This window comes from Pseudomonas chaetocerotis (assembly GCF_015712105.2).
Taxonomy (GTDB): Bacteria; Pseudomonadota; Gammaproteobacteria; order Pseudomonadales; family Pseudomonadaceae; genus Aquipseudomonas; species Aquipseudomonas chaetocerotis.
In genome coordinates this window covers 238,038-262,009 of record NZ_JACFYX020000003.1, presented here as the reverse complement: position 1 = coordinate 262,009, position 23,972 = coordinate 238,038, and the positions used below count along the sequence as shown (strand labels likewise).

Genomic DNA, 23,972 nt, shown 5'->3' with positions numbered 1-23,972 from the left:
CTGCCGGAAACGGGAGCAGTCAGGGTCAGACGAAGCAGAGGGTCAAGGGTTCGGCAATATAGGCCGGCTTTTCCTGGCCTTCTATCTCCAGTACGGCGCGGGCCTTGAGCAGCCACTGGCCGGGGTTCTTCTCGGTGGCGTCGGTCAGGGTCACCGTCAGGCGCACTTTGGAGTCAACCTTGACCGGTTGGATGAAACGCACGCTGTCGAGGCCGTAATTCACAGCCATTTTCAGGCCCTGAGGCATGATCATGATGCCTTCCATCAGCATCGGTACCAGCGACAGCGAGAGGAAACCGTGGGCGATCGTGGTGCCGAAGGGGGTCAGCTTGGCCTTTTCCGGGTCGACGTGGATGAACTGGTGGTCGCCGGTGCACTCGGCGAACTGGTTGATGCGCTGCTGGTCGATGGTCAGCCACTCGGACTTGCCGAGTTCCTTGCCAACATGATCCTTGAGCTCTGCTACGGGTACGAACGGCATAGTTCCTCCTTGAGGACGCGGGTGTTTTTCTTGTGTGCGTGGAACCGTTGCGGCCTAGATCATCACGGGGCCGGCAGCGGGTCAAGCCTGCCTTGGCGTAATGAATGACGCGGCATAGGCCAGCCCGACGAAGCAATACAGGGGCCAGCGAGGGGGCATCGCGCCTATAATGGCCGACATGCCTCAATAGATGCCCGGAATCCCCTCTGGTAGGTCGCTGAAAAACTACCTACGTTGCCATTGCTGCGTTAAAAACAGGCTCGTGCGCGAGTCCGATCAGAATGCTCATTTACAACTCGTAAACTGCGCTTCCTCGCCTGTTTTTGCCTTGCACTGACTGCCTCGCCTACGTTTTTCAGCGGCCTACTCGCGAGCGGAAACGCGGCCATCGCTCGTCTTCTGGAGACCTCAAACATGCTGCTTCGCGGCCTTTCCTGGCTGGTGCTGTGCCAGTTGCTGGGTACCGTTCTCAATGTCCTGCTGTTACCGATGCTGCCTGGCCCGATCATCGGCATGCTGCTTTTGTTCGCCTTTCTCATGCTGCGCGGCGAGGTGGGCGAGCCGCTGAGCGTCGCGTCCAGCAGCCTGCTCAAGTACCTGCCGCTGATTCTGGTACCGCCCGCCGTGGGCGTGATGGCGTACGCCAGCGACATCGCCGCCGACTTCTGGGCAGTGGTCGGTGCGTTGGTGCTGTCGCTGCTGGTGTCGCTGGCCTTCGCCGGCTGGCTGATGCAGAAACTGATCGAGCGCCAGCAGCGCCAGCAGCGCCGGGAGGACGTATGAGTCCCGATTGGCAGGGCGCCTGGCAGGCGCTGACCCATCACCCGTTGTTCGGCATCGGCATCACCCTGGGCGCTTATCAACTGGCCATGGCCGCCTACGAACGCACCCGCTGGGTATTTCTGCAGCCGGTGCTGGTATCGATGCTCACGGTGATCGGCATTCTGTTGCTGTGCGGTCTGAGTTTCGCCGAATACCGGAGCAGCGTCGCGGCGCTGACCCTGCTGCTCGGCCCGGCTACCGTGGCCCTGGCGGTGCCGCTGTATCTCAATCTGCGGCGGATTCGCCAGCTGTTCTGGCCGATCATCCTGACCCTGCTGGTCGCCGGCACCTTCGCCACCGTGCTTGGCGCGGGGCTGGCCTGGTTGTTCGGCGCCGAGCGGCTGATGCTGATGAGCATGGCGCCCAAGTCGGTGACCTCGCCGATCGCCATGCTGGTGGCCGATCAGATTGGTGGTATCGCGGCGCTGGCGGCGGTGTTCGTGATGATCACCGGAGTCATCGGTGCCATCGTCGGGCCGTCCATTCTGCGTCTGTGCAGGGTTCATCATCCGGCCGCGCAGGGCATGGCGCTGGGTATCACGGCGCACGCCGTGGGTACGGCGCGAGCACTGCAGGAGAGCGACGAATGCGGTGCTTTCGCGGCTTTGGCGATGAGCCTGATGGGGGTGATTACCGCCGTGCTGTTGCCTCTGGCGATTGCTCTGCTGCTGTGAGAGCCTGCCAGGCGATCACTGATGCCCTGGCACCACTGCGTTGATAACAGGCTGTGAAACCATGAATCTGCCGCTGTTCCCTCTCAATACCGTACTGTTTCCCGGCTGCGTGCTCGACTTGCAGATATTCGAGGCGCGCTATCTGGACATGATCAGCCGCTGCATGAAACAGGGCAGTGGCTTCGGGGTGGTGTGCATCGTCGAGGGGGATGAAGTCGGCGAAGCCGCCAGTAGTTTCTCCGCTATTGGCTGCGAGGCATTGGTGCGCGACTTTCAGCAGCGCACCAATGGTCTGCTGGGGATTCGTGTGGAAGGCGGGCGGCGTTTTCATGTCGAGCGAGCTCAGGTTATGCCTGACCAACTGACCGTCGCCGAGGTGCAGTGGCTGGAGGAGCAGGCAAACAGCCCGCTGCAGGCCGAACATGCCGATCTGGCCGCCCTGCACGTTGCCCTGGCCGAGCATCCGCTGGTGGCTGGCCTAGGCATGACGAGCGTGGTCGCCGGGCAGCAGCAGCTGGCCAATCAGCTGGCCTATCTGCTGCCACTGGAGCCGGCGCAGAAACTGCAGTTACTTCAGCTCGATGATCCCGCTCTGCGCCTGGAGCAACTGCATGTCATGCTGGAAATGCTCCAGGGCGATGCCTGAGTCGACGTGTCAATACGCATAGCGCAGCAGCGCGGTGGACAGCTGCCAGGTCGCCATGGCGCCTAGTACCGCGATACAGGCCGGCAGGACAATCCACCACAGACGCGCCGATAGCGCCGGCAGCGTTTCCTGGCGCTGACACAGCGCCAGGCTCAGGCCGCAGACGGCCGAGGCCAGCAGTGCGCCGGCGATGATGTCGCTGGGCCAGTGCACGCCCAGGTAGACCCGCGACAAGGCGATCGCCAGAGCCGGCAGGCTTGCCACTACCAGCCAGGCCAGGCGCAGTCGCGCCGATTGACCGCGACCGGCCAGCACCCCCAGCACCAGGAAGAAGGCAAAGGCTGCCGAGCTATGGCCGCTGGGAAAGCTGAAAGTGGTCAGTGGCTCACTCAGTACGTCGGGGCGCGCCCGGGCAAAGCCATGCTTGAGGGTGGTGTTGCCCAGGGCCGTGATCAGTAGCGTCGAGCCGGCGAACAGCAGGTGACGCCAGCGGCGTGCCAGCAGCAACAAGGTGCACAGTACCGCTGCTGCAACCAGCTGGATATGGAAGTCGCCCAGTCGTGTGATGGTGGCGATCCAGCGATCCAGGTGCGCCTGGCGTTGTTCCTGGATCAGCGTCATCAGGCCCTGATCCAGTGCATCGAGATGCGGCCAGCCAATGACGATGGCTATCAACAGCAACAGGCTGAGGCCGCCGCCCAACAGACTGGCGCGCGGTTTTTCCGCCAGGCTGGCCTGAATGGTCAGCAGCAGGATCAAGCCAATACCGGCCAGCAGCACCGCTGCTTCGGTCCAGAAGCCTTCCGCTATCGGCAGACGCAGGGCGGCACCGGTCGCCCAGCCCGGCAACAGGTAAGCCACCGCCCAGCCGGCTGCCGCCACCAGGCTGACCAGAATGAAACGCAGCAGTGGCATGTTCAGCATACCGGCCACCATGGGCAGCATCGGCCGCAGTGGGCCAATGAAACGACCGACCAGCAGGCTGGCCACACCGTAGTGATGGAAATAGAGTTCGGCGCGCAGGATCCATTGCGGATGGTGACGCAATACCGGCAGGCGGCCGATGTTGTGCTTGAAGTGTCTGCCCAGCGAATAGGAAATCATGTCGCCACACAGCGCGCCGGCGTAGGCCAGCAGCAAGGTCTGCCACAGCGTCAGTATGCCGCTGCCGGCCAGCAGGGCAACGCTGAACAGCAGCACCACGCCGGGCAGCAGAATGCCCACCAGTGCCAGGCACTCGAGCAGGGCGATAAGGAAGATCGCCAGACCCAGCCATTGTGGGTTGCCACTCAGCCAGGTAGTCAGGGTGTCCAGCCAGGCGCTCATCGTTGTGCTCCCGAAACGCTCAATAATCGATAATCACGCCCTTCGATCTGCCCACGACGCAGGGGGTTGCGTGTGCAATGGCGGGCGTAGGCAGCATCAACGAAACGGTAGGGCAGATGTTCGTCGCGGCCCTTGGGGATACCCAGTCGTGCGCACTGGATGATCGTATGCGGTCGTTCTCCGACATCCTCGACGAACAGCTGCTGTAGGTCGAAGCGGCGCGCATCCCAGTCCGGTACCTTCAGGGCCAGCGCCTTGCACAGTAGTGTCTGTCCGGCGCACAGGCGTTCGGGCGCGCGGGGCTGGCCGAGGCTGCTCGGGTTGTTGCGTTGCATCGCCGCCAGGGCATCGGGGCCGCTGAAGGCATCGACCCAGGGATGCGCGGATTTGATCAGCACCGCGTTGCCGGGCCCTTGGGCACTGAAGTTCAGCGAATCGCCGCCACGTGCGTAGTACATATAGATGTGCCCGCCATCAGCGAACAGTGCTTTGCGCTTCTCGGTGTAGCCGAGCGATGCGTGGCTGCCCTTGTCGACCAGGTAATAGGCCTCGGTCTCGATGATCCGCGCGCTCAGCCACAGCGCGCCGACGCGATGGCGGATGACCTTGCCGAGCAACTCGCGGGCCAGCAACTGCGCGTCGCGGTCGAAGAAGGTATCGGGCAATGGCCTGGCGTCGGGCCAGGGCACGCTGAGAGTAGGTTGGACTGGTGTCATCTGTCGTATGGGCTAGGTCTCGGGCGGCGAGCATAACAACAAGAAGCTTAAAAATGCCTGAACGTTCCTGCGCCCGTCACGCCCATGTCTGCCCCTCGGCGCGTTACCCCCGCGACGTCCGGCATTGCTCGGCATTCAGTACCTGGCGGACGAGCTGCCTACCGCTTGCCAGACGCCGCTGGGCGTGGACTTGCGAGCCCGCTATAATCAGCCCCTTTTTCCAATTGCCAGACCTCCGCCGCCATGACCGAGTCCGTGCACGACTACATGACCCGCCTGGGCCAGGCCGCCCGCCAGGCCTCGCGGGTGCTCACCCGCGCCAGCACCGCGCAGAAGAATCGCGCGCTGCAGGCGGCTGCCAACGCCCTCGACGCCGCTCGCGCCGAGCTTGCCGCCGCCAACGAACTGGACTTGGCTGCCGCCCGCGCCAACGGTCTGGAGCCAGCCATGGTCGACCGCCTGGCGCTGACGCCAAAGGTGATCGACAGCATGATCGAAGGGCTGCGCCAGGTTGCGACCCTGCCTGACCCGATCGGCGAGATTCAGGGCATGCGCTACCTGCCATCCGGTATCCAGGTCGGCAAGATGCGCGTGCCGCTGGGCGTGATCGGCATCATCTACGAGTCGCGCCCGAACGTGACCATCGATGCGGCCAGCCTGTGCCTGAAGTCCGGCAACGCCACCATCCTGCGTGGTGGCTCCGAGGCCATTCATTCCAACCAGGCGATTGCCCGCTGCATCCAGAAGGGGCTGGCCGAGGCCGATTTGCCGGCGGCTGCCGTGCAGGTGGTGGAAACCACTGACCGCGCTGCGGTGGGTGAGCTGATCACCATGCCCGAATACGTCGACGTCATCGTGCCGCGCGGTGGCAAGGGTCTGATCGAGCGCATCAGCCGCGACGCCAAGGTGCCGGTGATCAAGCACCTGGATGGTGTCTGCCATGTTTATGTCGATGTCGCTGCCGATCTCGACAAGGCCATCCGCGTCTGCGACAACGCCAAGACCCAGCGCTACTCGCCGTGCAACGCCATGGAAACCCTGCTGGTGCACCAGGCCATCGCCGCGCGCGTGCTGCCGCCGCTGGCTGCCATCTACCGCGACAAGGGCGTGGAGTTGCGCGGTGATGCCGCTACTCGCGAGCTGCTCGGCAGCGCTGTGCTGCAAGCGAGCGAGGACGACTGGTTCGCCGAGTACAACGCACCGATCCTGGCGATTCGCATCGTCGATTCGCTGGATGCGGCCATCGAGCACATCAACCATTACGGCTCTCAGCACACCGACTCGATCATCACCGAGAACTTCAGCGATGCCCGGCGCTTCCTAACCGAGGTGGATTCCGCTTCGGTGATGATCAATGCCTCGACCCGCTTCGCCGATGGTTTCGAGTACGGCCTGGGTGCTGAGATCGGTATCTCCACCGACAAGCTGCACGCACGCGGCCCGGTTGGCCTGGAGGGCCTGACCAGCGAGAAGTACGTGGTCTTTGGCGATGGACACATTCGCACATAAATGAAACGGATCGGCGCCCGACGCATCGGCCTGCTCGGCGGTACCTTCAACCCGGTGCATATCGGGCATCTGCGTGCCGCACTGGAAGTGGCCGAGTTCATGGCGCTGGACGAGCTGCGGCTGATTCCCAGCGCCAGACCGCCACATCGCGACACGCCGCAGGCAACGGCCGAGCAACGGCTGGCCATGGTCGAGCTGGCAGTGGCTGACGAGATGCGGCTGACGGTTGATGACCGCGAGCTGCGCCGCGACAAACCGTCGTATACGGTCGACACGCTGGAGTCGGTGCGCGCCGAGTTGGCGGCGGACGATCAGTTGTTTCTGCTGCTCGGCTGGGACGCTTTCTGCGGCTTGCCGAGCTGGCATCGCTGGCAGGAGTTGCTCGAGCATTGCCACCTGCTGGTATTGCAACGGCCGGATGCCGACAGCGAGGCGCCCGAGGCGCTGCGCGATCTGCTGGCCGCGCGCAGTGTCAGCGACCCGCTGAGCCTGCAGGGTGCTGGCGGGCAGATCAGTTTCATCTGGCAGACTCCGCTGGCGATTTCCGCCACGCAGATTCGCCACTTGCTGGCAACCGACCGCTCGGCGCGATACCTGCTGCCGGATGCGGTACTGGCCTACATCCAGGCGCACGATCTGTACCGTGCGCCCAATGCTTGAAACGTCGCGCATGTGCGCTGGCGTCCATTACACGAGGCAAATGAGTCATTTATGAGCAAGCAGAACATGCCCAGCGAAGAGCTGGTCAAGATCGCCGTGGCGGCGCTGGAAGAGATCAAGGCGACCGACATCACCGTGATCGACGTCAAGGACAAAACCAGCATCACCGACTTCATGGTGATTGCCAGCGGTAGCTCCAGCCGTCAGGTCAAGTCGCTGGTGGAGAACGTGCTGGAAAAGGTCAAGGAACAGGGCGTGCGCCCGATCGGCAGCGAAGGTCTGGACAGCGGCGAATGGGCTCTGCTCGACCTGGGCGACATCGTCGTGCACGTGATGCTGCCTACCGCGCGCCAGTTCTATGACCTCGAACGCCTGTGGCAAGGCGCCGAGCAGAGCCGCGCTCAGCACAGCGCCGAGTAAGCGCAAACCGTGCGGATCAAATTGATCGCCGTCGGTTCGCGCATGCCGCGCTGGGTCGAGGAAGGCTGGCAGGAGTACGTCAAGCGTCTGCCTGCCGAATTACCGCTGGAACTGGTGGAAATCCCCCTCAATACCCGCGGCAAGAATGCCGACGTCGCCCGCCTGATCCGTCAGGAAGGCGAGGCCATGCTGAGCAAGGTACAACCCGGCGAACGTATCGTCACGCTGGAGGTCCATGGCAAGCCATGGAGCACCGAGCAGTTGGCCGCGGAGCTGGATCGCTGGCGTCTTGATGCGCGCAACGTCAACCTCATGGTCGGCGGCCCGGAAGGGCTGGCGCCGGAGGTCTGCGCGCGTAGCGATCAGCGCTGGTCGCTATCGCCACTGACCCTGCCGCATCCGCTGGTGCGTATCCTGCTTGGCGAGCAGATCTACCGAGCCTGGACCGTGCTGTCCGGCCATCCGTATCACAAGTGATCACCTAGTCATGCCGCAGCCGATTCGCCTCAAGGATCACGAAAAGGACGCTCGCCTGGTCAAGCGCCGGGTGCTCGTCGGCGGCGCGGTGATCATCCTGCTGACCTGCGTGCTGATCTTGCGCATGTACTATCTGCAGGTGATTCAGTACGAGCATCACAGCACCCTGGCGGAAAACAACCGCATTCACGTGCAGCCGTTGCCCCCGACCCGTGGGCTGATCTACGACCGCAATGGTGTGATCATCGCTGACAACCGGCCGAGCTTCAGCCTCACCGTGACCCGCGAGCGCGCCGGTGACTGGCGCGGCGTGCTCGATACGGTGGTCGAGGTGCTGGCGCTTTCCGAGGAAGAGCGCGCGCTGTTCGAGCGTCGGGTGCGCCAGGGCCGGCGCCCGTTCGAGCCGGTACCGATCCTGTTCGAACTGTCCGAAGAGCAGATCGCTCGCATTGCGGTCAACCAGTTCCGCCTGCCGGGCGTTGAGGTGGCTGCGCAACTGGTGCGGCACTATCCGCAGCAGGAACACTTCGCGCATTCGGTCGGCTATGTCGGGCGCATCAACGAGCAGGAGCTCAAGCGCCTGGATCCAACCGACTACGCCGGTACGCACCATATCGGCAAGACCGGTATCGAGCGTTTCTACGAGGAAGAACTGCACGGCGAAGTCGGCTACGAAGAGGTCGAGACCAATGCCCGTGGTCGCGTGCTGCGTGTGCTCAACCGCGTCGATCCGAAACCGGGCAAGGACATCGTCCTCAGTCTCGACGTGAAGTTGCAGGAGGCTGCGGAGAATGCGCTTGGCGGTCGCCGTGGGGCCGTGGTGGCCATCGATCCGAACAACGGCGAAGTGCTGGCGATGGTCAGTCAGCCGAGCTTCGACCCAAACCCTTTCGTCACCGGCATCAGCTTCAAGGCCTATGGCGAGTTGCGAGACTCCATCGACCAGCCTTTGTATAACCGGGTATTGCGCGGTCTCTATCCGCCGGGCTCGACCATCAAGCCCATGGTCGCCGTGGCGGGGCTCGATGCGGGTGTGATTACCCCCACTTCGCGGGTGTTCGACCCCGGTTTCTATCAGTTGCCCAATCACAGCCACAAGTACCGTAACTGGAACCGCAACGGTGACGGCTGGGTCGATCTGAACCTGGCCATTGCGCGTTCCAATGACACCTATTTCTACGATCTGGCGCACAAGATGGGCGTCGATCGCATGCATGACTACATGAGCCGTTTCGGCCTCGGGCAGCGCGTGGCGCTGGACATGTTCGAGGAAACCGCCGGCCTGATGCCCTCGCGTGACTGGAAGCGGGCGCGTTATCGCCAGCCGTGGTACCCGGGCGAGACGCTGATTCTTGGCATCGGACAGGGGTACATGCAGACCACGCCACTGCAGTTGGCACAGGCCACCGCGCTGATGGCCACGCGCGGCAAGTGGATTCGTCCGCACCTGGCCAAGAGCGTTGACGGCCGCCGGCCTGCGGACCCCAACCCGATCCCGGATATCGTCCTGCGCGATCCCAAGTTCTGGGACTATGGCATCCATGGCATGGAAGAGGTACTGCACGGTGCCCGCGGGACGGCGCGCAAGGTCGGTGATAGCGCCGTCTATCGCATCGCCGGCAAGAGCGGTACGGCGCAGGTGGTGGCGATCAAGCAGGGCGAGAAGTACGACCGTAACAAGATACAGGAGCGCCATCGTGACCATGCGCTGTTCGTTGGGTTCGCGCCTGCGCAGAAGCCGCAGATCGCCGTGGCGGTGATGGTCGAGAACGGTGAGTCAGGCTCTGGCGTTGCTGCACCCGTGGTAAAGCAGGTGATGGACGCCTGGCTACTGGACAAGGAAACCGGTCAGCTCAAGGCCGAGTTCGCCTTGCCCCAGACTGCCGAGGTCAGTCAGCGATGATCAGTAATTTCGACCGTACCCTGTCCGATGAGGACGTACTTCGTCGTCGCGCCAGTCTGTTGCAGCGTATGCACATTGATGGCTGGTTGCTGTTGCTGCTGCTGATTCTGGGTGCCGGCAGCCTGTTCATTCTCTATTCGGCCAGTGGCAAGAATGTCGACCTGCTGCTCAGGCAGGCATCGTCCTTCGGCCTCGGCATGGTCGCGGTGATCGTGATCGCCCAGTTCGACCCGCGCTTCATGGCGCGCTGGGTACCTCTGGCTTATGTGGCGGGCGTCGCCTTGCTGATAGCGGTGGAGGTGATGGGCCATACGGCGATGGGGGCGACGCGCTGGATCAACATCCCAGGCGTGATCCGCTTCCAGCCCTCGGAACTGATGAAAATCATCATGCCGATGACTGTCGCCTGGTACCTGTCACGGCATAACCTGCCGCCACGGTTCAAACATATCGTCGTCAGCCTGACGATGATCGGCATCCCCTTCGTGCTGATCCTGAAACAGCCGGACCTGGGCACCTCATTGCTTATTCTCGCCTCGGGCGCCTTCGTGGTGTTCATGGCTGGCCTGCAGTGGCGCTGGATCATCGGTGCCGCCGCTGCTGTTGTGCCTATCGCGGTGGGTATGTGGTACTTCGTCATGCACGACTACCAGAAGCGGCGCGTGCTGACGTTCCTCAACCCGGAAAGCGATCCGCTGGGGTCGGGCTGGAACATCATCCAGTCCAAGGCTGCTATCGGTTCCGGCGGCGTATTGGGCAAGGGCTGGCTGCTGGGTACCCAGTCGCACCTGGATTTTTTGCCGGAAAGCCACACGGACTTTATCATTGCCGTGCTCGCGGAGGAGTTCGGCCTGGTCGGCGTCTGTCTGTTGTTGCTGCTGTATCTGCTGTTGCTGGCGCGTGGCCTGGTGATTACCGCCCAGGCGCAGACGCTGTTCGGCAAGCTGCTGGCAGGGGCGCTGACCATGACCTTCTTTGTCTACGTATTCGTCAACATCGGCATGGTCAGCGGGCTGCTGCCGGTGGTTGGGGTTCCGCTGCCCTTCATTAGTTATGGCGGAACCCATCTGGTCACGCTGTTGTCAGGCTTCGGGATATTGATGGCGATCCACACTCACAGAAAGTGGATCGCTCAGGTTTGATTTTGGGGGTTTTGAGTCAATGCATTCTTTGCGTAGTTGGGCTGCTCGTACGTTCATCGGAGTCGGTGTCGCCGGCGTGCTCGGCACAAGCGTCCAGGCGCTGGCTGCCGATTACGACGGCTCGCCGCAGGTAGCCGAGTTCGTCGAGGAAATGACGCGTGACTATGGCTTCGCCAGTGAGCAACTGGTCAGCCTGTTTGCCGAGGTGGAGCGCAAGCAGGCGATTCTCGACGCCATTTCGCGTCCGGCTGAAAAGGTCAAACCCTGGAAGGACTATCGCCCGATCTTCATCACCGACAAGCGTATCGCCCAGGGTGTCGAGTTCTGGAACAAGAACCAGGCAGCGCTGGAAAAGGCCGAAGCCGAGTACGGCGTGCCGCCGCAGTTCATCGTCGCCATCATTGGCGTGGAAACGTTCTACGGCGGCAATACCGGCAGCTGGCGGGTGATGGACGCACTGTCGACCCTGGCCTTCGATTACCCGCCGCGTGCGCCGTTCTTCCGCAAGGAACTGCGTGAATTTCTGCTGCTGACCCGTGAGGAACAGGTCGACCCGATCACCCTCAAAGGCTCTTACGCGGGTGCCATGGGCCTGCCGCAGTTCATGCCGAGCAGTTTCCGTGCTTACGCCGTGGACTTCGACGGTGACGGTCATATCAACATCTGGAGCAACCCCACCGATGCCATTGGCAGTGTTGCCAGCTATTTCAAACGCCACGGCTGGCAGGCTGGCGGTCAGGTCGCCAGTCGCGTCGAAGCCAGCGGTACGCGCGTCGAGGAAGGCCTGACGCAAGGCCTGGACCCGGTGAAGAACGTAGCCGAGCTGCGCGAGCTGGGCTGGAAGAGCGGAGACAAGCTGGCCGAGGATTTACCGGTGACTGCGTTTCGTCTGCAAGGCGCGGAAGGTGACGAATACTGGTTCGGTTTGCCCAACTTCTACACCATCACCCGCTACAATCGCAGCGTGATGTATGCCATGGCGGTCAACCAACTGGCTGAACTGCTGGTCGAAACGCGGGGTAATCGATGAGTGCGTCCAAACTGCTGCCGCTGGCAGCCTGCGTAACGGCGGCGCTGTTGCTGGCGAGCTGCTCTTCCAAGCGTGCACCGCAGCCAGCAGTGACGCCCGGTCAGTCTGCCGGTATCTCTGGCCCGGAGGATTTCAACCGACCACACAGGGATGGCGCGCCCTGGTGGGACGTCGACGTTTCGAAGATTCAGGACGCCATCCCCATGCCCCATTACGGGCCGGTCAAGGCCAGCCCCTATGTGGTGTTCGGCAAGCAGTACTACCCGATTCAGGACGCCCGTCGCTACCAGGCGGTCGGTCCGGCTTCCTGGTACGGCACCAAGTTCCATGGCCAGGCCACCGCCAACGGCGAAACCTACGATCTGTACGGCATGACCGCAGCGCACAAGACATTGCCGCTGCCCAGCTATGTACGGGTGACCAACCTGGAGAACGGCAAGGTCGTGATCCTGCGGGTCAATGATCGTGGGCCGTTCTACTCGGACCGCATCATCGACCTGTCCTTCGCTGCAGCGAAGAAGCTCGGCTATGCCGAGAAAGGTACTGCGCGAGTCAAGGTAGAAGGCATTGACCCACATGAGTGGTGGGCACAGCAGGGCCGCCCGGTCCCGCTGGTACTGGCCAACAACCAGCCGGCCAAGGCTGCCGTTGCTCAGCCCGTGGTGCAGCCTGTGCCGCAGGTCGTCGAGCAGTACGCGCCGCCGCCCGCGCAGCACGCCGCTGCGGTGGTGCCCGTGCAGATCGACGCAAAAAAAAACGATTCACTCGGAGCCTCTGGCCTGTATCTCCAGGTGGGAGCCTTCGCCAATCCGGACGCTGCGGAGCTGCTCAAGTCCAAGCTGAGCCAGACCAGCAGTGTGCCGGTGTTCATCAGCTCAGTGGTGCGCGACCAGCAGATCCTGCATCGGGTCCGAATGGGGCCGATCAGCAACCAGGGCGAGGCTGAGCAGCTGCAGAGCAGCGTGCGCCTGGCCAACCTGGGGCAGCCTACGCTGGTGCGCGCTGACTGATGGCAACTTAACCGGCTTTTGCCGGACTAAATCCGAGGCTCGCCTTGATAGCGAGTCGAAAGATGGCTCTTCGGGGCCGTACAACCCAAGCAATGATTTTTCGAGAGACGGATGAACATCACCAGCTTCGTGCAACGTGCTTCACTGGTACTGACCCTTCTGGCCGCGCCACTCGCAATGGCCAACCAGCAGGTGGTGCCTGCGGCGCCGCAACTGGCCGCCAAATCCTACGTTCTGATGGATGCCGCCAGCGGCAATATCCTGGTCGAGAACAATGGCGACGAGCGCCTGCCGCCCGCCAGCCTGACCAAGCTGATGACTGCCTACATCGCTACCCTGGAAATCCGAAACGGCAAGATCGGCGAGCAGGATCTGGTAACCATCAGCGAGCATGCCTGGCGCACCGGTGGTGCCGCCTCCGGTGGCTCCACCATGTTCCTGCCACTGAACAGCCAGGCGACGGTCGACGACCTGTTGCACGGCATCATCATCCAGTCCGGCAACGACGCCAGCATCGCCATTGCCGAGTACATCGCCGGTAGCGAAGATGCCTTTGCTGACATGATGAACGCCACCGCCCAGCGCCTCGGCATGAAGAACAGCCACTTCGTGAACGCCACCGGCCTGCCGCATCCCGAGCAATACTCCAGCGCCCATGACATGGCCATTCTGGCCCGCGCGATCATCAATGAGGACGCCGAGCATTACGCGATCTACTCGCAGAAGGAGTTCCTCTGGAACAACATCAAACAGCCCAACCGCAACCTGCTGCTGTGGCGTGACCGCACTGTCGACGGTCTGAAGACCGGCCACACCCAGGAGGCAGGCTTCTGCCTGGTGGCTTCGGCCGTGCGTGATGGCGCGCGCATGATCACCTCGGTATTCGGCACCGACAGCGAGCAGGCTCGCGCAGCGGAAACCCAGAAGCTGCTGACCTACGGCTTCCGTTTCTTCGAAAGCCGTACCTTCTACCAGAAGGGCGCAGAACTGGCGCAGGCCACCGTCTGGAAAGGTGCTGCTAATCAGGTCAAGGCTGGCCTGGCTGAAGACCTGACCATGACCTTGCCCAAGGGGCAGCTGGAAAAACTGCAGGCCAGCATGGTCCTCAACCCGCAGCTGATCGCGCCGATCCAGCAGGGCGACGTGATCGGCAAGGTCGAAGTCAAACTGGGTGATGAAGTGGTGCGCAGCACTGACCTGGTAGCGCTGGAATCGGTAGAAGAGGGCGGTCTGTTGCGTCGCCTGTGGGACAGCATTCGCCTGTTCTTCTTCGGCCTGTTCAACTGATTTAGCCTGGCCGCTCCAGCTCGGGGCGGCCCTCTTACGGACGGGCCACAAGCCCGCTGATGCCATGACCGATAACGATGTTCAACCGCCCAAAATCGAATTCCCCTGCGAGCGTTACCCGATCAAGGTGATCGGTACCGCCGGTGAGGGTTTCTCCGACCTGGTGATCGAAGTGATCCAGCGTCACGCCCCGGATCTGGATGCATCCACGCTGGTGATGCGCGACAGCCGCAACGGTAACTTCCTTTCCGTTCAGGTGCTGATCACTGCCACCGGCGTCGAGCAATTGCAGGCGATTCACGTTGACCTGCGTGCCACCGGTCGCGTGCACATGGTGCTGTGATACCCATGTCCGAGCTTGTCGTCCGTCATCTCGGTCTGGTCGACTACCAGCCCACGCTGGAGGCCATGCGCCAGTTGACTCGTGAGCGCGATGCACAGGCCCCGGACGAGATCTGGTTGCTGCAGCATCCCAAGGTGTTCACCCAGGGCCAGGCTGGCAAGGCCGAACATGTGCTCGCGGCGGGCGATATTCCGGTGATTCAGGTCGAGCGAGGTGGGCAGGTGACCTATCACGGTCCTGGCCAATTGGTCGCCTATCTGATGCTCGATCTGCGTCGCCTCGATCTCGGCGTGCGTGAGCTGGTGACTGCCATGGAGCAGAGCCTGGTCGAGCTGCTGGCCAGTTATGGTATCGAGGCTGCGCCCAAGGCGGATGCGCCGGGCGTATACGTGGCAGGTGACAAGATCGCCTCACTGGGCCTGCGCGTCAGCCGTGGCTGCTCGTTTCATGGCTTGGCGCTGAACGTCGATATGGACATGTCACCCTTTCTGCGCATCAATCCGTGCGGTTATGCCGGGCTGAAGATGGTGCAGATGAGTGACCTGCTGTCATCGCCGCCGGCCTTCGACGAGGTAGCGCAACGTCTGGAACAGGCGCTACGCAAAAGGTTGGGTTACGCGTAGCGTTTCAGCGGCTCGATATTCGCGGTTTCTCGGTGCGCGCGGTGCCCCCTACGGATGATCGCGCCAAGCGTAGGGTGCGCTGTGCGCACCAATGAGGCGACAGCATGGCGCACCCTGACTGTCAGCAACGAAAAAGGGACGCCGAGGCGTCCCTTTCGTTTGCCGTGAAGACCTGTCTCAGTTCAGATTCAGCGCCGGAATCAGGCTGGCGTTGATCTCCTGGCCGGGCACCGGTACGGGTGCGGCGAGGCCCAGGTTGTTCTTCTCGAACACGCGATCAGCACGGTAGCTGGAGCGTACCAGCGGGCCGGCGGCAACTTCCATGAAGCCTTTCTCCAGGCCGATTTCGCGGAAACGGTTGAACTCTTCAGGGCTGACCCAGCGTTGCACCTTGAGGTGGTTGCGTGTGGGTTGCAGGTACTGGCCGAGGGTGAGGATATCCACGCCGATGGCGCGCAGGTCATCCATGGTTTCCAGGATTTCCTCGTCGGTTTCACCCAGGCCGAGCATCAGGCTGGTCTTGGTCAGCACGTCAGGACGGTGCTTTTTCGCGTGTTCGAGCACCTTGAGGGTCTTCTCGTAGCCGGCGCGCGGGTCGCGTACCACGTAGGTGAGGCGTTTGACCGTCTCGACGTTTTGCGCGAAGACTTCGAGACCGGAGTCGACGACGCGCTCGATGGCCTGGTGATCGCCATCGAAATCCGGGGTCAGGGCCTCGACCACCACCTGCGGGGTGTTTTCCTTGATCGCACGCACGCAGGCTGCATAGTGCCCGGCGCCGCCGTCTTCCAGGTCGTCACGGTCCACCGAGGTCAGCACGATGTAACGCAGAGCCATCAGCTCCACCGACTTGGCGGTGTTCTGCGGCTCTTCCAGATCCAACCAGCCATTGGGGTTGCCGGTGTCCACGGCGCAGAAGCGGCAGGCACGGGTGCACACCGAGCCCATCAGCATGATGGTGGCCGTGCCGTTGGACCAGCACTCGCCCATGTTCGGGCAGTGCGATTCCTGGCAGACGGTGCTCAGGCGATGTTCGCCGACGTTACGCTTGACCGCCTCGAAACGGCTACCGCCAGGAGCCTTGACCCGTAGCCACTTGGGCTTGGGTTCGAAAACCTGGGGTTCGGCCGAGGCGCGGCGCTTCTGACCATCCTTGATCGCGGTGATGCCTTGGGCGGTGCGAAATTTTTCGCCGCTGGCGACGGATTTGGGCGAGGAGGTGTCGGACATCGGAAATCTGGGCTCCGGTAGAGGCTCCGTGGGCAGGTGGCTTTTGGCCGCCGGCCAGTCTATCACAGAAGGTGTATGCAGACGCTGGAGCCGCCTGTCGACAAAACACCGGAAAGGCGTTTCTGGGGGCAAGGCGCTCGTCAGTGATGGCAAGACCCCGGGGGGGGCAGCGCCCGGATTCAGCGTGTACGCAGCTGTTGCAGCAGTTGGGTGTTGGGGTAGCCATCGGCTGGCCAGTTCAACTGCAGTTGCAGGGCGCGAATGGCCTTGCGCGTATTGGCGCCGATGATGCCGTCGGCCGGGCCTGGGTCGAAGCCGGCCTGGGCCAGAAGTTCCTGCAGCTCCACACGTTCACTACGGCCCAGTTGACGCTCACCCCGGGGCCATTGCCCCTTGATTTCGCTGGTGCGCAGCAGGTTGTCGGCGAGCAGGCCGATGGCCAGCGCGTAGGACGTGGAATTGTTGTACTTGAGGATGCTGCGGAAGTTATCCAGCAGCAGGAAGGCCGGGCCTTGATGTCCGGCGGGCAACTGCAGGCTGGCGCGGGCATTGGCGGCGGTACCGGTCGGTGCCAGAGGACGGATACCGAGCTCTGCCCATTCGGCCAGTGTGCGGCGCTGATCCGGGTCAGCCAGGGCGTAGTCGAAGTCGTTCGGCAGGCTCACTTCGAATCCCCATGGTTGGCCACGCTGCCAGCCGGATGCCTGCAGATAGTGGGCGGCTGAGGCCAGGGCGTCGGTCGAGGAACTCCACAGGTCGCGCTTGCCGTCGCCGTCGAAATCGACCGCATGTTGGTTGTAGGTGGTGGGCATGAACTGGGTCTGGCCCATGGCGCCGGCCCAGGAGCCGATCATGCGTTCGCTGGGTACATCACCGTTCTGCAGGATTTGCAGTGCGGCCAGTAACTGAGCACGCCAGAAGCCCTGGCGGCGACCGTCATAGGCCAGTGTGGCGAGGGAGCGGATTACGCTGTGGCTACCGATGTTGTTGCCGAAGTTGCTCTCAAGGCCCCAGATGGCCACCAGGATCTGGGCTTCGACGCCATATTGCTGCTCGATGCGTTGCAGCACGGTGTTGTGTTGGGCCAGCAATACCCGGCCGCGACCAATGCGGCTGGAGGAGACGGCACCGTCTAGGTATTCCCAGACCGGGCGTGTGAACTCGGGCTGGCTGCTGTCGGCCTTGAGCACCGCAGGGTCAAGGGTGACGTCAGCGAATACGCGATCGAACAGCGCCGCATCGATGCCGGCGGCAATCGCTTCGCCACGCATTGCCTGCCGCCAGTCGGCGAAACTGGGCAAGGGTTTTTCGGCCGTAGTCTGGAGCGCTGCAGGGGCTGTGGCGCTAGGCAGGTTTTCCGCCGGGGCCTGGGCGCAGGCCGCCAGCAGCAGAAGAGGAAGCAGAGCCAGGACGCGACGAGGAAGCTGGTGTGGCATGTCTATCTCAGGACGTTTAAGCAGGCGCTTACCTTAGCATGCTCGGGCAACAGTCAGGGCCATCAGTGAATCAACATACCCCATAAAGCAAGAAGCCTCCCAAGTGTGGGAGGCTTCGCGGCGGTAGCTGCCTTTGCCTTTCTGCGGTCGTTCCTGGCGGGAGCGAAACAGTGGCTGGGCGACGATGGATTTGGCCTTGTTCGGCCGTTTGCCGGTTTTCTTGCTCATGGCATTTCCTCATGCAGACTGGCCTGCGCCAATGCAGGCGGCGAGGACTATGCGCCGCTGTACAGAAAATGTCCAGATAAGGCGTAGAGCGAGTGCAGCCGCATCACCAGATGGCAGGTTGCACGCGTGCTACGGAGCGAGGCGTAGCCGCTGTCCGGCCAGTTGCAAGGTCAGCATGGACAGGTTGCTCCACGGATCACCGGGTGCCTGACCCTTGATCTGCGCGTCGATCAACTGTGCCTGCTGTAACAGCTCGCCCCAGCGTTTGCTGCTGTGACGATGCAAGGCTTTGGAAACCAGCGGCCTGCGTTTGTCCCAGACGGGCGGACGGGCGCTGGAGAAGGCCTTGTCCAGCGGTATGCCCTGGCTCTGCTGATGGGCGATGCCGGCCAGCAGGCGAATCTCGCGGGCCAGTGCCCAGAGGATCACCGGGGTTTCCACGCCCTCGCCGCGCAGGCCTTCGAGCATGCGCAGGGCATGTGCGGCGTCGCCGCCGAGGGCGCAGTCGATCAGGCCGAAGACGTCGAAGCGGGCGCTGTCGGCCACCGCCGCCTGTACGGTCTCGGCATCGACCTGATTGCCATCGGCGAGCAGCTTGAGCTTTTCCACTTCCTGAGCGGCGGCCAGCAGGTTGCCCTCCACTCGTGCGGCGATCATTTCCACCGCATCGGCGCTGGCGCTCAGGCCCGCCTGAGCCAGGCGCTGACGAATCCACTGTGGCAACTGGTTGGCGTCTACCGGCCAGATCTGGATGAACTGGCTCACCTGGCCGTCGATCAGCGCTTTGGCCCATTTGGATTTCTGCGTACTGCCGTCGAGCTTGGGCAGGCTCAGCAGCAGGACGGTGTCCTCGGGCGGGCGGGCCAGGTATTCGAGCAGGGCGGCTGTACCCTTGTCGCCTGGTTTGCCGGAAGGCAGGCGCAGTTCCAGCAGGCGCTTTTCGGCGAACAGCGACAGGCTGGCACCCGCTTGCAGCAGGTTGCCCCAGTCGAAGTTGGCTTCGGCATTGAACACCTGGCGTTCGCCGAACCCCTGCTGGCGGCAAGCATTGCGAATGGCGTCAGCGGTTTCCTGGCACAACAGCGGCTCGTCGCCGCTGATCGCATAGACAGGTGCGAGAGTGCCTTGCAGGTGTTTGCCGAGTTGCGCGGGGGCGAGCTTCATCGAGGTGATGTCATCAGGCGGGCATGGCGTCGGGCCGTAGTTGCGGCCCTTGGGCCTTTAGCGGGACGGCAGTTCGATCGGCGACTGCTGTGGTGCGACCTGGCTCTCGCGAGCCCGGCGCTCTGCTTCCAGTGCTTCGGCTTCGGCCTTGGCGCGGGCTTCGGCGGTCTGTTGCAGTTGGTCCAGTCGCTCTGGCGTGATCTGCTGCAGGCTGAACATCAGTTGCTGGATCATTTCACGGCGTAGTTCACCGCGCAGCAGGGCCGCTTCCTGGTCGGAGCCGGCCAGGTTGTTGTCATCCTGCTGGTAGTAGTTCTGGACTTCCACCTTGTTGCCGGCCAGCAGCAGGTTCCGCGCGCCGCGGATTTCATACTCCAGACCCATGGTCAGCTCGTACTCGGCGGTACGGGCACCGCTGCTGTAACTGGCGCCGCGACGATCTTCGGTTTCACGGGTGATCACCAGCTTGTAGGGCGCGCCGGAGTAAACGCGAACGTCGTTGTCTTGCAGTACTTCACGCACTTGCTGCACGGTGTCGCCGTAAGCATCGCGCGCGCTGACGTCGAGCTCCTTGAGGGCGAACTGCACATCGCCAGTGCCACGCAGCTGGAAGCCGCATGCGCTGAGCAGGCCGGCCAGGCCGATGACCAGCAGATTCCGTTTCATCATTCTCATATCCCCTTGGCGGATCACGGCGCCACACATGTGTGGCGCCGAGCTTAATCAGTTGGCGACTATGTTGACCAGCTTGCCCGGTACCACGATGACCTTGCGAATGCTCAGGCCTTCGGTGAAGCGCAGCACGTTCTCGTTGGCGCGGGCGGCAGCTTCGACGTCCTCGCGGCTGGCGCTGGCCGCCACGATGATCTCGCCACGCAGCTTGCCGTTGACCTGTACCACCAGGGTCAGGCTGTCCTGCACCAGAGCGGATTCGTCGACCTGCGGCCACTGCGCATCGATCACGGCATCGGCGTGACCCAGGCGCTGCCAGAGTTCGTGGCTGATATGCGGGGTGATCGGCGCGAGCAGCAGGGTGACGATCTTCAGGCCTTCCTGCACCAGCGCACGATCCTGCTCTGTCGCGGTGGCGGCTTTTTCCAGTACGTTCATCAGGGTCATCACCTGGGCGATGGCGGTGTTGAACTTGTGGTGCTGGCCGATATCGTTGCTGGCCTGTTTGATCGCCAGGTGAATGGCGCGGCGCACGGCCTTCTGCTCGTCGCTCAGGGTGGCGACATCCAGCTTGCCCGGCAGGCCGGCGCTGACGTGGCTCTGAGCCAGGCGCCAGACGCGACGCAGGAAGCGGTTGGCACCTTCGACGCCGGCATCCGACCATTCGCAGCTCATGTCGGGCGGCGAGGCGAACATCATGAACAGGCGGCAGGTGTCGGCGCCGTACTGGTCGATCATGTCCTGCGGGTCGACACCGTTGTTCTTCGACTTGGACATCTTCTCGGTGCCGCCGATTTCCACCGGCAGACCATCGCTCTTGAGCTTGGCGCCGATGACCTTGGCCTTGGCGTCGCGCTCGACCTCGACGTCGGCCGGGTTGAACCAGTCCTTGCCGCCATTTGCCAGGGTGCGGTAGTAGGTCTCGGCGACCACCATGCCCTGGGTCAGCAGGTTCTTGAACGGCTCATTCGATGACACCAGACCTTCATCGCGCATCAGCTTGTGGAAGAAGCGCGCGTACAAGAGGTGCAGGATGGCGTGCTCGATACCGCCGATGTACTGGTCCACCGGCAGCCAGTGGTTGGCCGCCTGTGGGTCGACCATGCCGCCCTCGTAGTTTGGGCTGGCGTAGCGGGCGAAGTACCAGGACGATTCCACGAAGGTGTCCATGGTGTCGGTTTCGCGTTTGGCCGGGGCGCCGCATTTCGGGCAGGTGCATTCGTAGAATTCCGGCATCTTCGCCAGCGGGCTGCCGGCGCCGTCCGGCACCACGTCTTCGGGCAGCACGACCGGCAGTTGGTCTTCCGGCACCGGTACGTCGCCGCAGCTGTCGCAGTGGATGATCGGGATCGGGCAGCCCCAGTAGCGCTGGCGGCTGATGCCCCAGTCGCGCAGGCGGAACTGTGTCTTGCGGGCGCCGTGCTTGCGGGCTTCCAGATCGCCGACGATGGCGTCGAAGGCGGCGCCGAAGTCCAGGTTGTCGTACTTGCCGGAATTGATGGTGGTCAGACCGGTCTTGTCGCCATACCAGTCCTGCCAGGTGCTGGCGTCGTAGTCCTTGCCCTCGCCGGTGTAGACCTGCTGGATCGGCAGGTCATACTTGATGGCGAATTCGAAGTCGCGCTCGTCATGTGCAGGCACGGCCATCACTGCGCCTTCGCCGTAGCCCCACAGCACGTAGTTGGCGACGAATACAGGCAGCTTGTCGCCGGTCAGCGGGTGGATGACGAACTGGCCGGTGGCCAGGCCCTTCTTCTCCATGGTGGCCATGTCGGCCTCGGCCACGGAGCCTGCCTTGCACTCGGCAATGAAGGCAGCGATCTGCGCACTGCCTTCGGCGGCGCGCTGGGCCAACGGGTGCTCGGCGGCCACTGCGACGTAGGTGGCGCCCATCAGGGTGTCGGGGCGAGTCGAGTAGACCTTCAGTTGCCCCTCGATACCCACGCTGGCGACGTCGTAGTCGAAGACGATGTCGGCACCGAAGCTCTTGCCGATCCAGTTGCGCTGCATGGTCTTGACCTGCTCGGGCCAGCCATCGAGCTCATCCAGGCTGCTCAGCAGCTCTTCGGCGTAAGCGGTGATCTTGAAGTAGTACATCGGGATTTCGCGCTTCTCGATCAGCGCGCCCGAACGCCAGCCACGGCCGTCGATGACCTGCTCGTTGGCCAGTACGGTCTGGTCCACCGGGTCCCAGTTGACGGTGCCGTTCTTGCGGTAGATCACGCCTTTCTCGAACAGGCGGGTGAACAGCCACTGCTCCCAGCGGTAGTAGTCCGGCTTGCAGGTGGTGACTTCGCGTGTCCAGTCGATGGCCAGGCCCAGCGATTTGAGCTGGGACTTCATGTAGGCGATGTTCTCGTAAGTCCATTTGGCCGGCGCCACCTGGTTCTTCATCGCGGCGTTTTCCGCTGGCATGCCGAAGGCGTCCCAGCCCATCGGCTGCAGCACGTTCTTGCCCTGCATGCGCTGGTAGCGCGCGATCACGTCACCGATGGTGTAGTTGCGCACGTGCCCCATGTGTAGCTTGCCGCTGGGGTAGGGGAACATCGACAGGCAGTAGAAGGTGTCCTTGCCAGGCTGTTCGCTGACGACGAAGGATTTCTGCGCGTCCCAATGGGACTGCGCGGCGGCTTCTATTTCACGGGGCGAGTACTGTTCGTGCATGGCTCTGGCGCTGAAGGAATGGGGCTTGCGGAAAACGTCGTAGCATACATGAGCGCCGTCTATCGAGGGAAACCCAGATTGTGCTGCGTCCGCCGTTTGTCGCGGCGCCGGGCTGCGTGCGGGGCCTTCGCTAAGCTTTATTCAAGGCCCGCGATTGTCGGGGCTCGCGAGGTGTTAGATGGCGGATGCACGGCAAGTGGAGCGGGGAGGTGGCCTTTACGAGCGACTGCTGCAAAGGCTTGCCCTGGCGCTGGAGGAAGCCGATACCGCCAGCCGCCTGCATGCCGAGCCGCTGCGTGAGCTGGAACTCGATGGGTTGAGCCCGGCGGAGCTGGATCTGATTCGAGCCTATCTCAACCGTGACCTGAACTGGTTGCGTGGCTGGCATGCTGCGGCCGAGGAGCTGGCGCTGATCCAGCGCCAGCCAATGCGCGTGGGCAAGGGTGTTTCTGCCGGCCCTATGGCCAAGGCAAAACCCCTGCTCAAGCGGCGCCAGGCCTTGTGTTGTGCTCTCTGCGGCACGCCGGTGACCTGGCAGCGTGGGCAGAATGCCCAGGCCTGTCAGGCCTGCGGCTCGAAGTTGTTTCGTAGCGGTAATCCCCGCTAGCTGCCTCGCCTCGGAACTTTCTGCATCCATGTAGTCGTCGCCTGCGGTTTCAGCAGCCTGATAGGCTTGTGCGCTCAGGAGGTGCCTGATGCCGATTCGCTACATCCTCAAACAACTGTTGATGCCGCCAGGCGTCCTGCTACTGCTGATGCTGTTGGGTTGGTGGCTGCGCCGTCGGTTTCCCCGGATGGCGATGGCTTGTTTCGCGACAGGTTTTTGTGGGCTCTGGCTGATGAGCCTGCCGGCGGTGATGCAGGCGGGGGCTCGATTGCTCGAGCGTGAGCCGGTGCTGGAGGAGGCGCAATGGGTGACGCTGGCGCAGCGTGCCGACGCCATCGTGATTCTCGGTGCCGGGCGTGAGCAGAACGATCCGGGCTGGGGGGGCACCGATCAGCCCGGTCTGATGGCGTTGGAGCGATTGCGCTATGCAGCTCGCCTGGCACGCGCGTCCGACCTGCCATTGGCGGCAACCGGTGGCCTGCATTACGGCCAGCCGCCCAGTGAAGCGGCGTTGATGGCCGATGCCATGCACCGGGACTATGGGCTGCAGATCCGCTGGCTGGAGGAGCAGAGCCGCACCACCTGGGAAAATGCTCAACTGAGCGCTGAGCTGTTGCAGCCTCAAGGCGTTCGTCGTGTGGTGCTGGTGACACAGTCCTGGCACATGCCGCGTGCGCGCTGGAGTTTCGAGCAGGCCGGCTTCGAGGTGATCACGGCGCCGATGGGCTATCTCAGTGCCGGCTACGAGCGCCCGCTGGGCGGCTGGTTGCCGGAGTCGAGAGTGATCTGGCAGAGCAGTCAATTGCTCAACGAAGCCATCGGTTTGTTCGCGTACCCATTGACCTACGGTCAGCGTTGAATGGCAAGAACGGCTTACCGTGGCCTGGGTGGGGTGCGCCATG

At 63.0% G+C, this 23,972-nt stretch carries 24 protein-coding genes and 1 pseudogene; 16 read left to right on the top strand and 9 right to left on the bottom strand.

Annotation, left to right across the window (positions count from 1 at the left end; all coding sequences use genetic code 11):
- Positions 1 to 25 precede the first annotated feature (25 nt).
- The gene (locus tag H3221_RS07500) at positions 26 to 481 is read right to left on the bottom strand and encodes a MaoC family dehydratase (protein WP_192980540.1); all 456 of its coding nucleotides are present in this window, start codon (positions 479 to 481) and stop codon (positions 26 to 28) included.
- Positions 482 to 895: 414 nt separating this feature from the next.
- Here H3221_RS07500 and H3221_RS07495 point away from each other — a divergent pair, with 414 nt between their 5' ends.
- From H3221_RS07495 to H3221_RS07485, 3 genes are all read left to right on the top strand, one after another.
- Complete coding sequence (locus H3221_RS07495; RefSeq protein WP_196473442.1) at positions 896 to 1,264, top strand: CidA/LrgA family protein; 369 nt, start codon at positions 896 to 898, stop codon at positions 1,262 to 1,264.
- Complete coding sequence (locus H3221_RS07490) at positions 1,261 to 1,977, top strand: LrgB family protein (protein ID WP_196473443.1); 717 nt, start codon at positions 1,261 to 1,263, stop codon at positions 1,975 to 1,977. Before H3221_RS07495 ends, H3221_RS07490 begins: the two co-directional genes overlap by 4 nt.
- A gap of 61 nt (positions 1,978 to 2,038) precedes the next feature.
- Entirely contained in the window at positions 2,039 to 2,623 is a 585-nt protein-coding gene (locus H3221_RS07485; protein WP_196473444.1) for an LON peptidase substrate-binding domain-containing protein, read from the top strand.
- Positions 2,624 to 2,632: 9 nt separating this feature from the next.
- On the opposite strand, the gene H3221_RS07480 is transcribed toward H3221_RS07485, so the two are convergent.
- The gene (locus tag H3221_RS07480) at positions 2,633 to 3,949 is read right to left on the bottom strand and encodes a bifunctional DedA family/phosphatase PAP2 family protein (protein ID WP_196473445.1); all 1,317 of its coding nucleotides are present in this window, start codon (positions 3,947 to 3,949) and stop codon (positions 2,633 to 2,635) included.
- Positions 3,946 to 4,665 (bottom strand): DNA-3-methyladenine glycosylase, encoded by a 720-nt coding sequence (locus tag H3221_RS07475; protein ID WP_196473446.1) that lies wholly within the window; start codon positions 4,663 to 4,665, stop codon positions 3,946 to 3,948. Before H3221_RS07475 ends, H3221_RS07480 begins: the two co-directional genes overlap by 4 nt.
- 243 nt (positions 4,666 to 4,908) lie before the next feature.
- Here H3221_RS07475 and H3221_RS07470 point away from each other — a divergent pair, with 243 nt between their 5' ends.
- From H3221_RS07470 to lipB, 11 genes are all read left to right on the top strand, one after another.
- Complete coding sequence (locus tag H3221_RS07470; protein ID WP_196473447.1) at positions 4,909 to 6,174, top strand: glutamate-5-semialdehyde dehydrogenase; 1,266 nt, start codon at positions 4,909 to 4,911, stop codon at positions 6,172 to 6,174.
- Positions 6,175 to 6,834, top strand: a complete 660-nt coding sequence (gene nadD / locus H3221_RS07465; RefSeq protein ID WP_196473448.1) for a nicotinate-nucleotide adenylyltransferase — start codon at positions 6,175 to 6,177, stop codon at positions 6,832 to 6,834.
- A gap of 66 nt (positions 6,835 to 6,900) precedes the next feature.
- Positions 6,901 to 7,254, top strand: coding sequence for a ribosome silencing factor (gene rsfS / locus H3221_RS07460; RefSeq protein ID WP_003240193.1), 354 nt, complete (start codon positions 6,901 to 6,903; stop codon positions 7,252 to 7,254).
- A gap of 9 nt (positions 7,255 to 7,263) precedes the next feature.
- On the top strand, positions 7,264 to 7,731 hold the full coding sequence (rlmH, locus tag H3221_RS07455; protein ID WP_192980546.1) for a 23S rRNA (pseudouridine(1915)-N(3))-methyltransferase RlmH: 468 nt from the start codon (positions 7,264 to 7,266) through the stop codon (positions 7,729 to 7,731).
- A gap of 10 nt (positions 7,732 to 7,741) precedes the next feature.
- Complete coding sequence (gene mrdA / locus H3221_RS07450) at positions 7,742 to 9,634, top strand: penicillin-binding protein 2 (RefSeq protein ID WP_196473449.1); 1,893 nt, start codon at positions 7,742 to 7,744, stop codon at positions 9,632 to 9,634.
- Positions 9,631 to 10,776, top strand: coding sequence for a rod shape-determining protein RodA (gene rodA, locus H3221_RS07445; protein ID WP_196473450.1), 1,146 nt, complete (start codon positions 9,631 to 9,633; stop codon positions 10,774 to 10,776). Before mrdA ends, rodA begins: the two co-directional genes overlap by 4 nt.
- A 19-nt stretch (positions 10,777 to 10,795) precedes the next feature.
- Complete coding sequence (gene mltB, locus H3221_RS07440; protein WP_160017112.1) at positions 10,796 to 11,806, top strand: lytic murein transglycosylase B; 1,011 nt, start codon at positions 10,796 to 10,798, stop codon at positions 11,804 to 11,806.
- Positions 11,803 to 12,816, top strand: a complete 1,014-nt coding sequence (locus H3221_RS07435) for a septal ring lytic transglycosylase RlpA family protein (RefSeq protein ID WP_196473451.1) — start codon at positions 11,803 to 11,805, stop codon at positions 12,814 to 12,816. Before mltB ends, H3221_RS07435 begins: the two co-directional genes overlap by 4 nt.
- Before the next feature lie 111 nt (positions 12,817 to 12,927).
- The gene (locus tag H3221_RS07430; RefSeq protein WP_196473452.1) at positions 12,928 to 14,103 is read left to right on the top strand and encodes a D-alanyl-D-alanine carboxypeptidase family protein; all 1,176 of its coding nucleotides are present in this window, start codon (positions 12,928 to 12,930) and stop codon (positions 14,101 to 14,103) included.
- Between the two features lie 64 nt (positions 14,104 to 14,167).
- The gene (locus H3221_RS07425) at positions 14,168 to 14,446 is read left to right on the top strand and encodes a DUF493 domain-containing protein (RefSeq protein ID WP_160017115.1); all 279 of its coding nucleotides are present in this window, start codon (positions 14,168 to 14,170) and stop codon (positions 14,444 to 14,446) included.
- Between the two features lie 5 nt (positions 14,447 to 14,451).
- A complete protein-coding gene (lipB, locus tag H3221_RS07420; protein ID WP_196473453.1) occupies positions 14,452 to 15,069 on the top strand; it encodes a lipoyl(octanoyl) transferase LipB in 618 nt (205 codons plus the stop codon).
- Positions 15,070 to 15,246: 177 nt separating this feature from the next.
- On the opposite strand, the gene lipA is transcribed toward lipB, so the two are convergent.
- The 6 genes and pseudogenes from lipA to leuS form a co-directional block, all read right to left on the bottom strand.
- Positions 15,247 to 16,299 (bottom strand): lipoyl synthase, encoded by a 1,053-nt coding sequence (lipA, locus tag H3221_RS07415; protein ID WP_192980552.1) that lies wholly within the window; start codon positions 16,297 to 16,299, stop codon positions 15,247 to 15,249.
- Between the two features lie 179 nt (positions 16,300 to 16,478).
- Positions 16,479 to 17,735, bottom strand: a complete 1,257-nt coding sequence (locus H3221_RS07410) for a lytic murein transglycosylase (protein WP_196473454.1) — start codon at positions 17,733 to 17,735, stop codon at positions 16,479 to 16,481.
- Positions 17,736 to 17,816: 81 nt separating this feature from the next.
- A pseudogene (gene arfA, locus H3221_RS07405) lies at positions 17,817 to 17,963 on the bottom strand (alternative ribosome rescue factor ArfA); the annotation flags it as partial.
- A gap of 129 nt (positions 17,964 to 18,092) precedes the next feature.
- Positions 18,093 to 19,127, bottom strand: coding sequence for a DNA polymerase III subunit delta (gene holA, locus H3221_RS07400; protein ID WP_196473456.1), 1,035 nt, complete (start codon positions 19,125 to 19,127; stop codon positions 18,093 to 18,095).
- Positions 19,128 to 19,184: 57 nt separating this feature from the next.
- Entirely contained in the window at positions 19,185 to 19,796 is a 612-nt protein-coding gene (locus H3221_RS07395; RefSeq protein ID WP_196473457.1) for an LPS-assembly lipoprotein LptE, read from the bottom strand.
- A gap of 54 nt (positions 19,797 to 19,850) precedes the next feature.
- Positions 19,851 to 22,463, bottom strand: a complete 2,613-nt coding sequence (gene leuS, locus H3221_RS07390) for a leucine--tRNA ligase (protein WP_196473458.1) — start codon at positions 22,461 to 22,463, stop codon at positions 19,851 to 19,853.
- A gap of 178 nt (positions 22,464 to 22,641) precedes the next feature.
- On the opposite strand from leuS, the gene H3221_RS07385 reads away from it, so the two are divergent.
- Positions 22,642 to 23,070, top strand: a complete 429-nt coding sequence (locus tag H3221_RS07385; RefSeq protein WP_196473459.1) for a hypothetical protein — start codon at positions 22,642 to 22,644, stop codon at positions 23,068 to 23,070.
- An 88-nt stretch (positions 23,071 to 23,158) separates the two neighbouring features.
- Entirely contained in the window at positions 23,159 to 23,929 is a 771-nt protein-coding gene (locus H3221_RS07380) for a YdcF family protein (RefSeq protein WP_196473460.1), read from the top strand.
- Positions 23,930 to 23,972: the final 43 nt, after the last annotated feature.

Bases quoted from the DNA above. Each gene is read 5' to 3' on its own strand.
- H3221_RS07480 (WP_196473445.1), bottom strand. From the start codon at position 3,949: ATGAGCGCCTGGCTGGACACCCTGACTACCTGGCTGAGTGGCAACCCA.
- leuS (WP_196473458.1), bottom strand. From the start codon at position 22,463: ATGCACGAACAGTACTCGCCCCGTGAAATAGAAGCCGCCGCGCAGTCC.
- H3221_RS07485 (WP_196473444.1), top strand. From the start codon at position 2,039: ATGAATCTGCCGCTGTTCCCTCTCAATACCGTACTGTTTCCCGGCTGC.
- rsfS (WP_003240193.1), top strand. From the start codon at position 6,901: ATGCCCAGCGAAGAGCTGGTCAAGATCGCCGTGGCGGCGCTGGAAGAG.
- lipA (WP_192980552.1), bottom strand. From the start codon at position 16,299: ATGTCCGACACCTCCTCGCCCAAATCCGTCGCCAGCGGCGAAAAATTT.
- H3221_RS07395 (WP_196473457.1), bottom strand. From the start codon at position 19,796: ATGATGAAACGGAATCTGCTGGTCATCGGCCTGGCCGGCCTGCTCAGC.
- holA (WP_196473456.1), bottom strand. From the start codon at position 19,127: ATGAAGCTCGCCCCCGCGCAACTCGGCAAACACCTGCAAGGCACTCTC.
- rodA (WP_196473450.1), top strand. From the start codon at position 9,631: ATGATCAGTAATTTCGACCGTACCCTGTCCGATGAGGACGTACTTCGT.
- H3221_RS07500 (WP_192980540.1), bottom strand. From the start codon at position 481: ATGCCGTTCGTACCCGTAGCAGAGCTCAAGGATCATGTTGGCAAGGAA.
- lipB (WP_196473453.1), top strand. From the start codon at position 14,452: ATGTCCGAGCTTGTCGTCCGTCATCTCGGTCTGGTCGACTACCAGCCC.
- H3221_RS07490 (WP_196473443.1), top strand. From the start codon at position 1,261: ATGAGTCCCGATTGGCAGGGCGCCTGGCAGGCGCTGACCCATCACCCG.
- H3221_RS07385 (WP_196473459.1), top strand. From the start codon at position 22,642: ATGGCGGATGCACGGCAAGTGGAGCGGGGAGGTGGCCTTTACGAGCGA.
- H3221_RS07380 (WP_196473460.1), top strand. From the start codon at position 23,159: ATGCCGATTCGCTACATCCTCAAACAACTGTTGATGCCGCCAGGCGTC.
- H3221_RS07430 (WP_196473452.1), top strand. From the start codon at position 12,928: ATGAACATCACCAGCTTCGTGCAACGTGCTTCACTGGTACTGACCCTT.
- H3221_RS07475 (WP_196473446.1), bottom strand. From the start codon at position 4,665: ATGACACCAGTCCAACCTACTCTCAGCGTGCCCTGGCCCGACGCCAGG.
- H3221_RS07410 (WP_196473454.1), bottom strand. From the start codon at position 17,735: ATGCCACACCAGCTTCCTCGTCGCGTCCTGGCTCTGCTTCCTCTTCTG.
- H3221_RS07435 (WP_196473451.1), top strand. From the start codon at position 11,803: ATGAGTGCGTCCAAACTGCTGCCGCTGGCAGCCTGCGTAACGGCGGCG.
- mltB (WP_160017112.1), top strand. From the start codon at position 10,796: ATGCATTCTTTGCGTAGTTGGGCTGCTCGTACGTTCATCGGAGTCGGT.
- nadD (WP_196473448.1), top strand. From the start codon at position 6,175: ATGAAACGGATCGGCGCCCGACGCATCGGCCTGCTCGGCGGTACCTTC.
- H3221_RS07470 (WP_196473447.1), top strand. From the start codon at position 4,909: ATGACCGAGTCCGTGCACGACTACATGACCCGCCTGGGCCAGGCCGCC.
- H3221_RS07495 (WP_196473442.1), top strand. From the start codon at position 896: ATGCTGCTTCGCGGCCTTTCCTGGCTGGTGCTGTGCCAGTTGCTGGGT.
- H3221_RS07425 (WP_160017115.1), top strand. From the start codon at position 14,168: ATGACCGATAACGATGTTCAACCGCCCAAAATCGAATTCCCCTGCGAG.
- mrdA (WP_196473449.1), top strand. From the start codon at position 7,742: ATGCCGCAGCCGATTCGCCTCAAGGATCACGAAAAGGACGCTCGCCTG.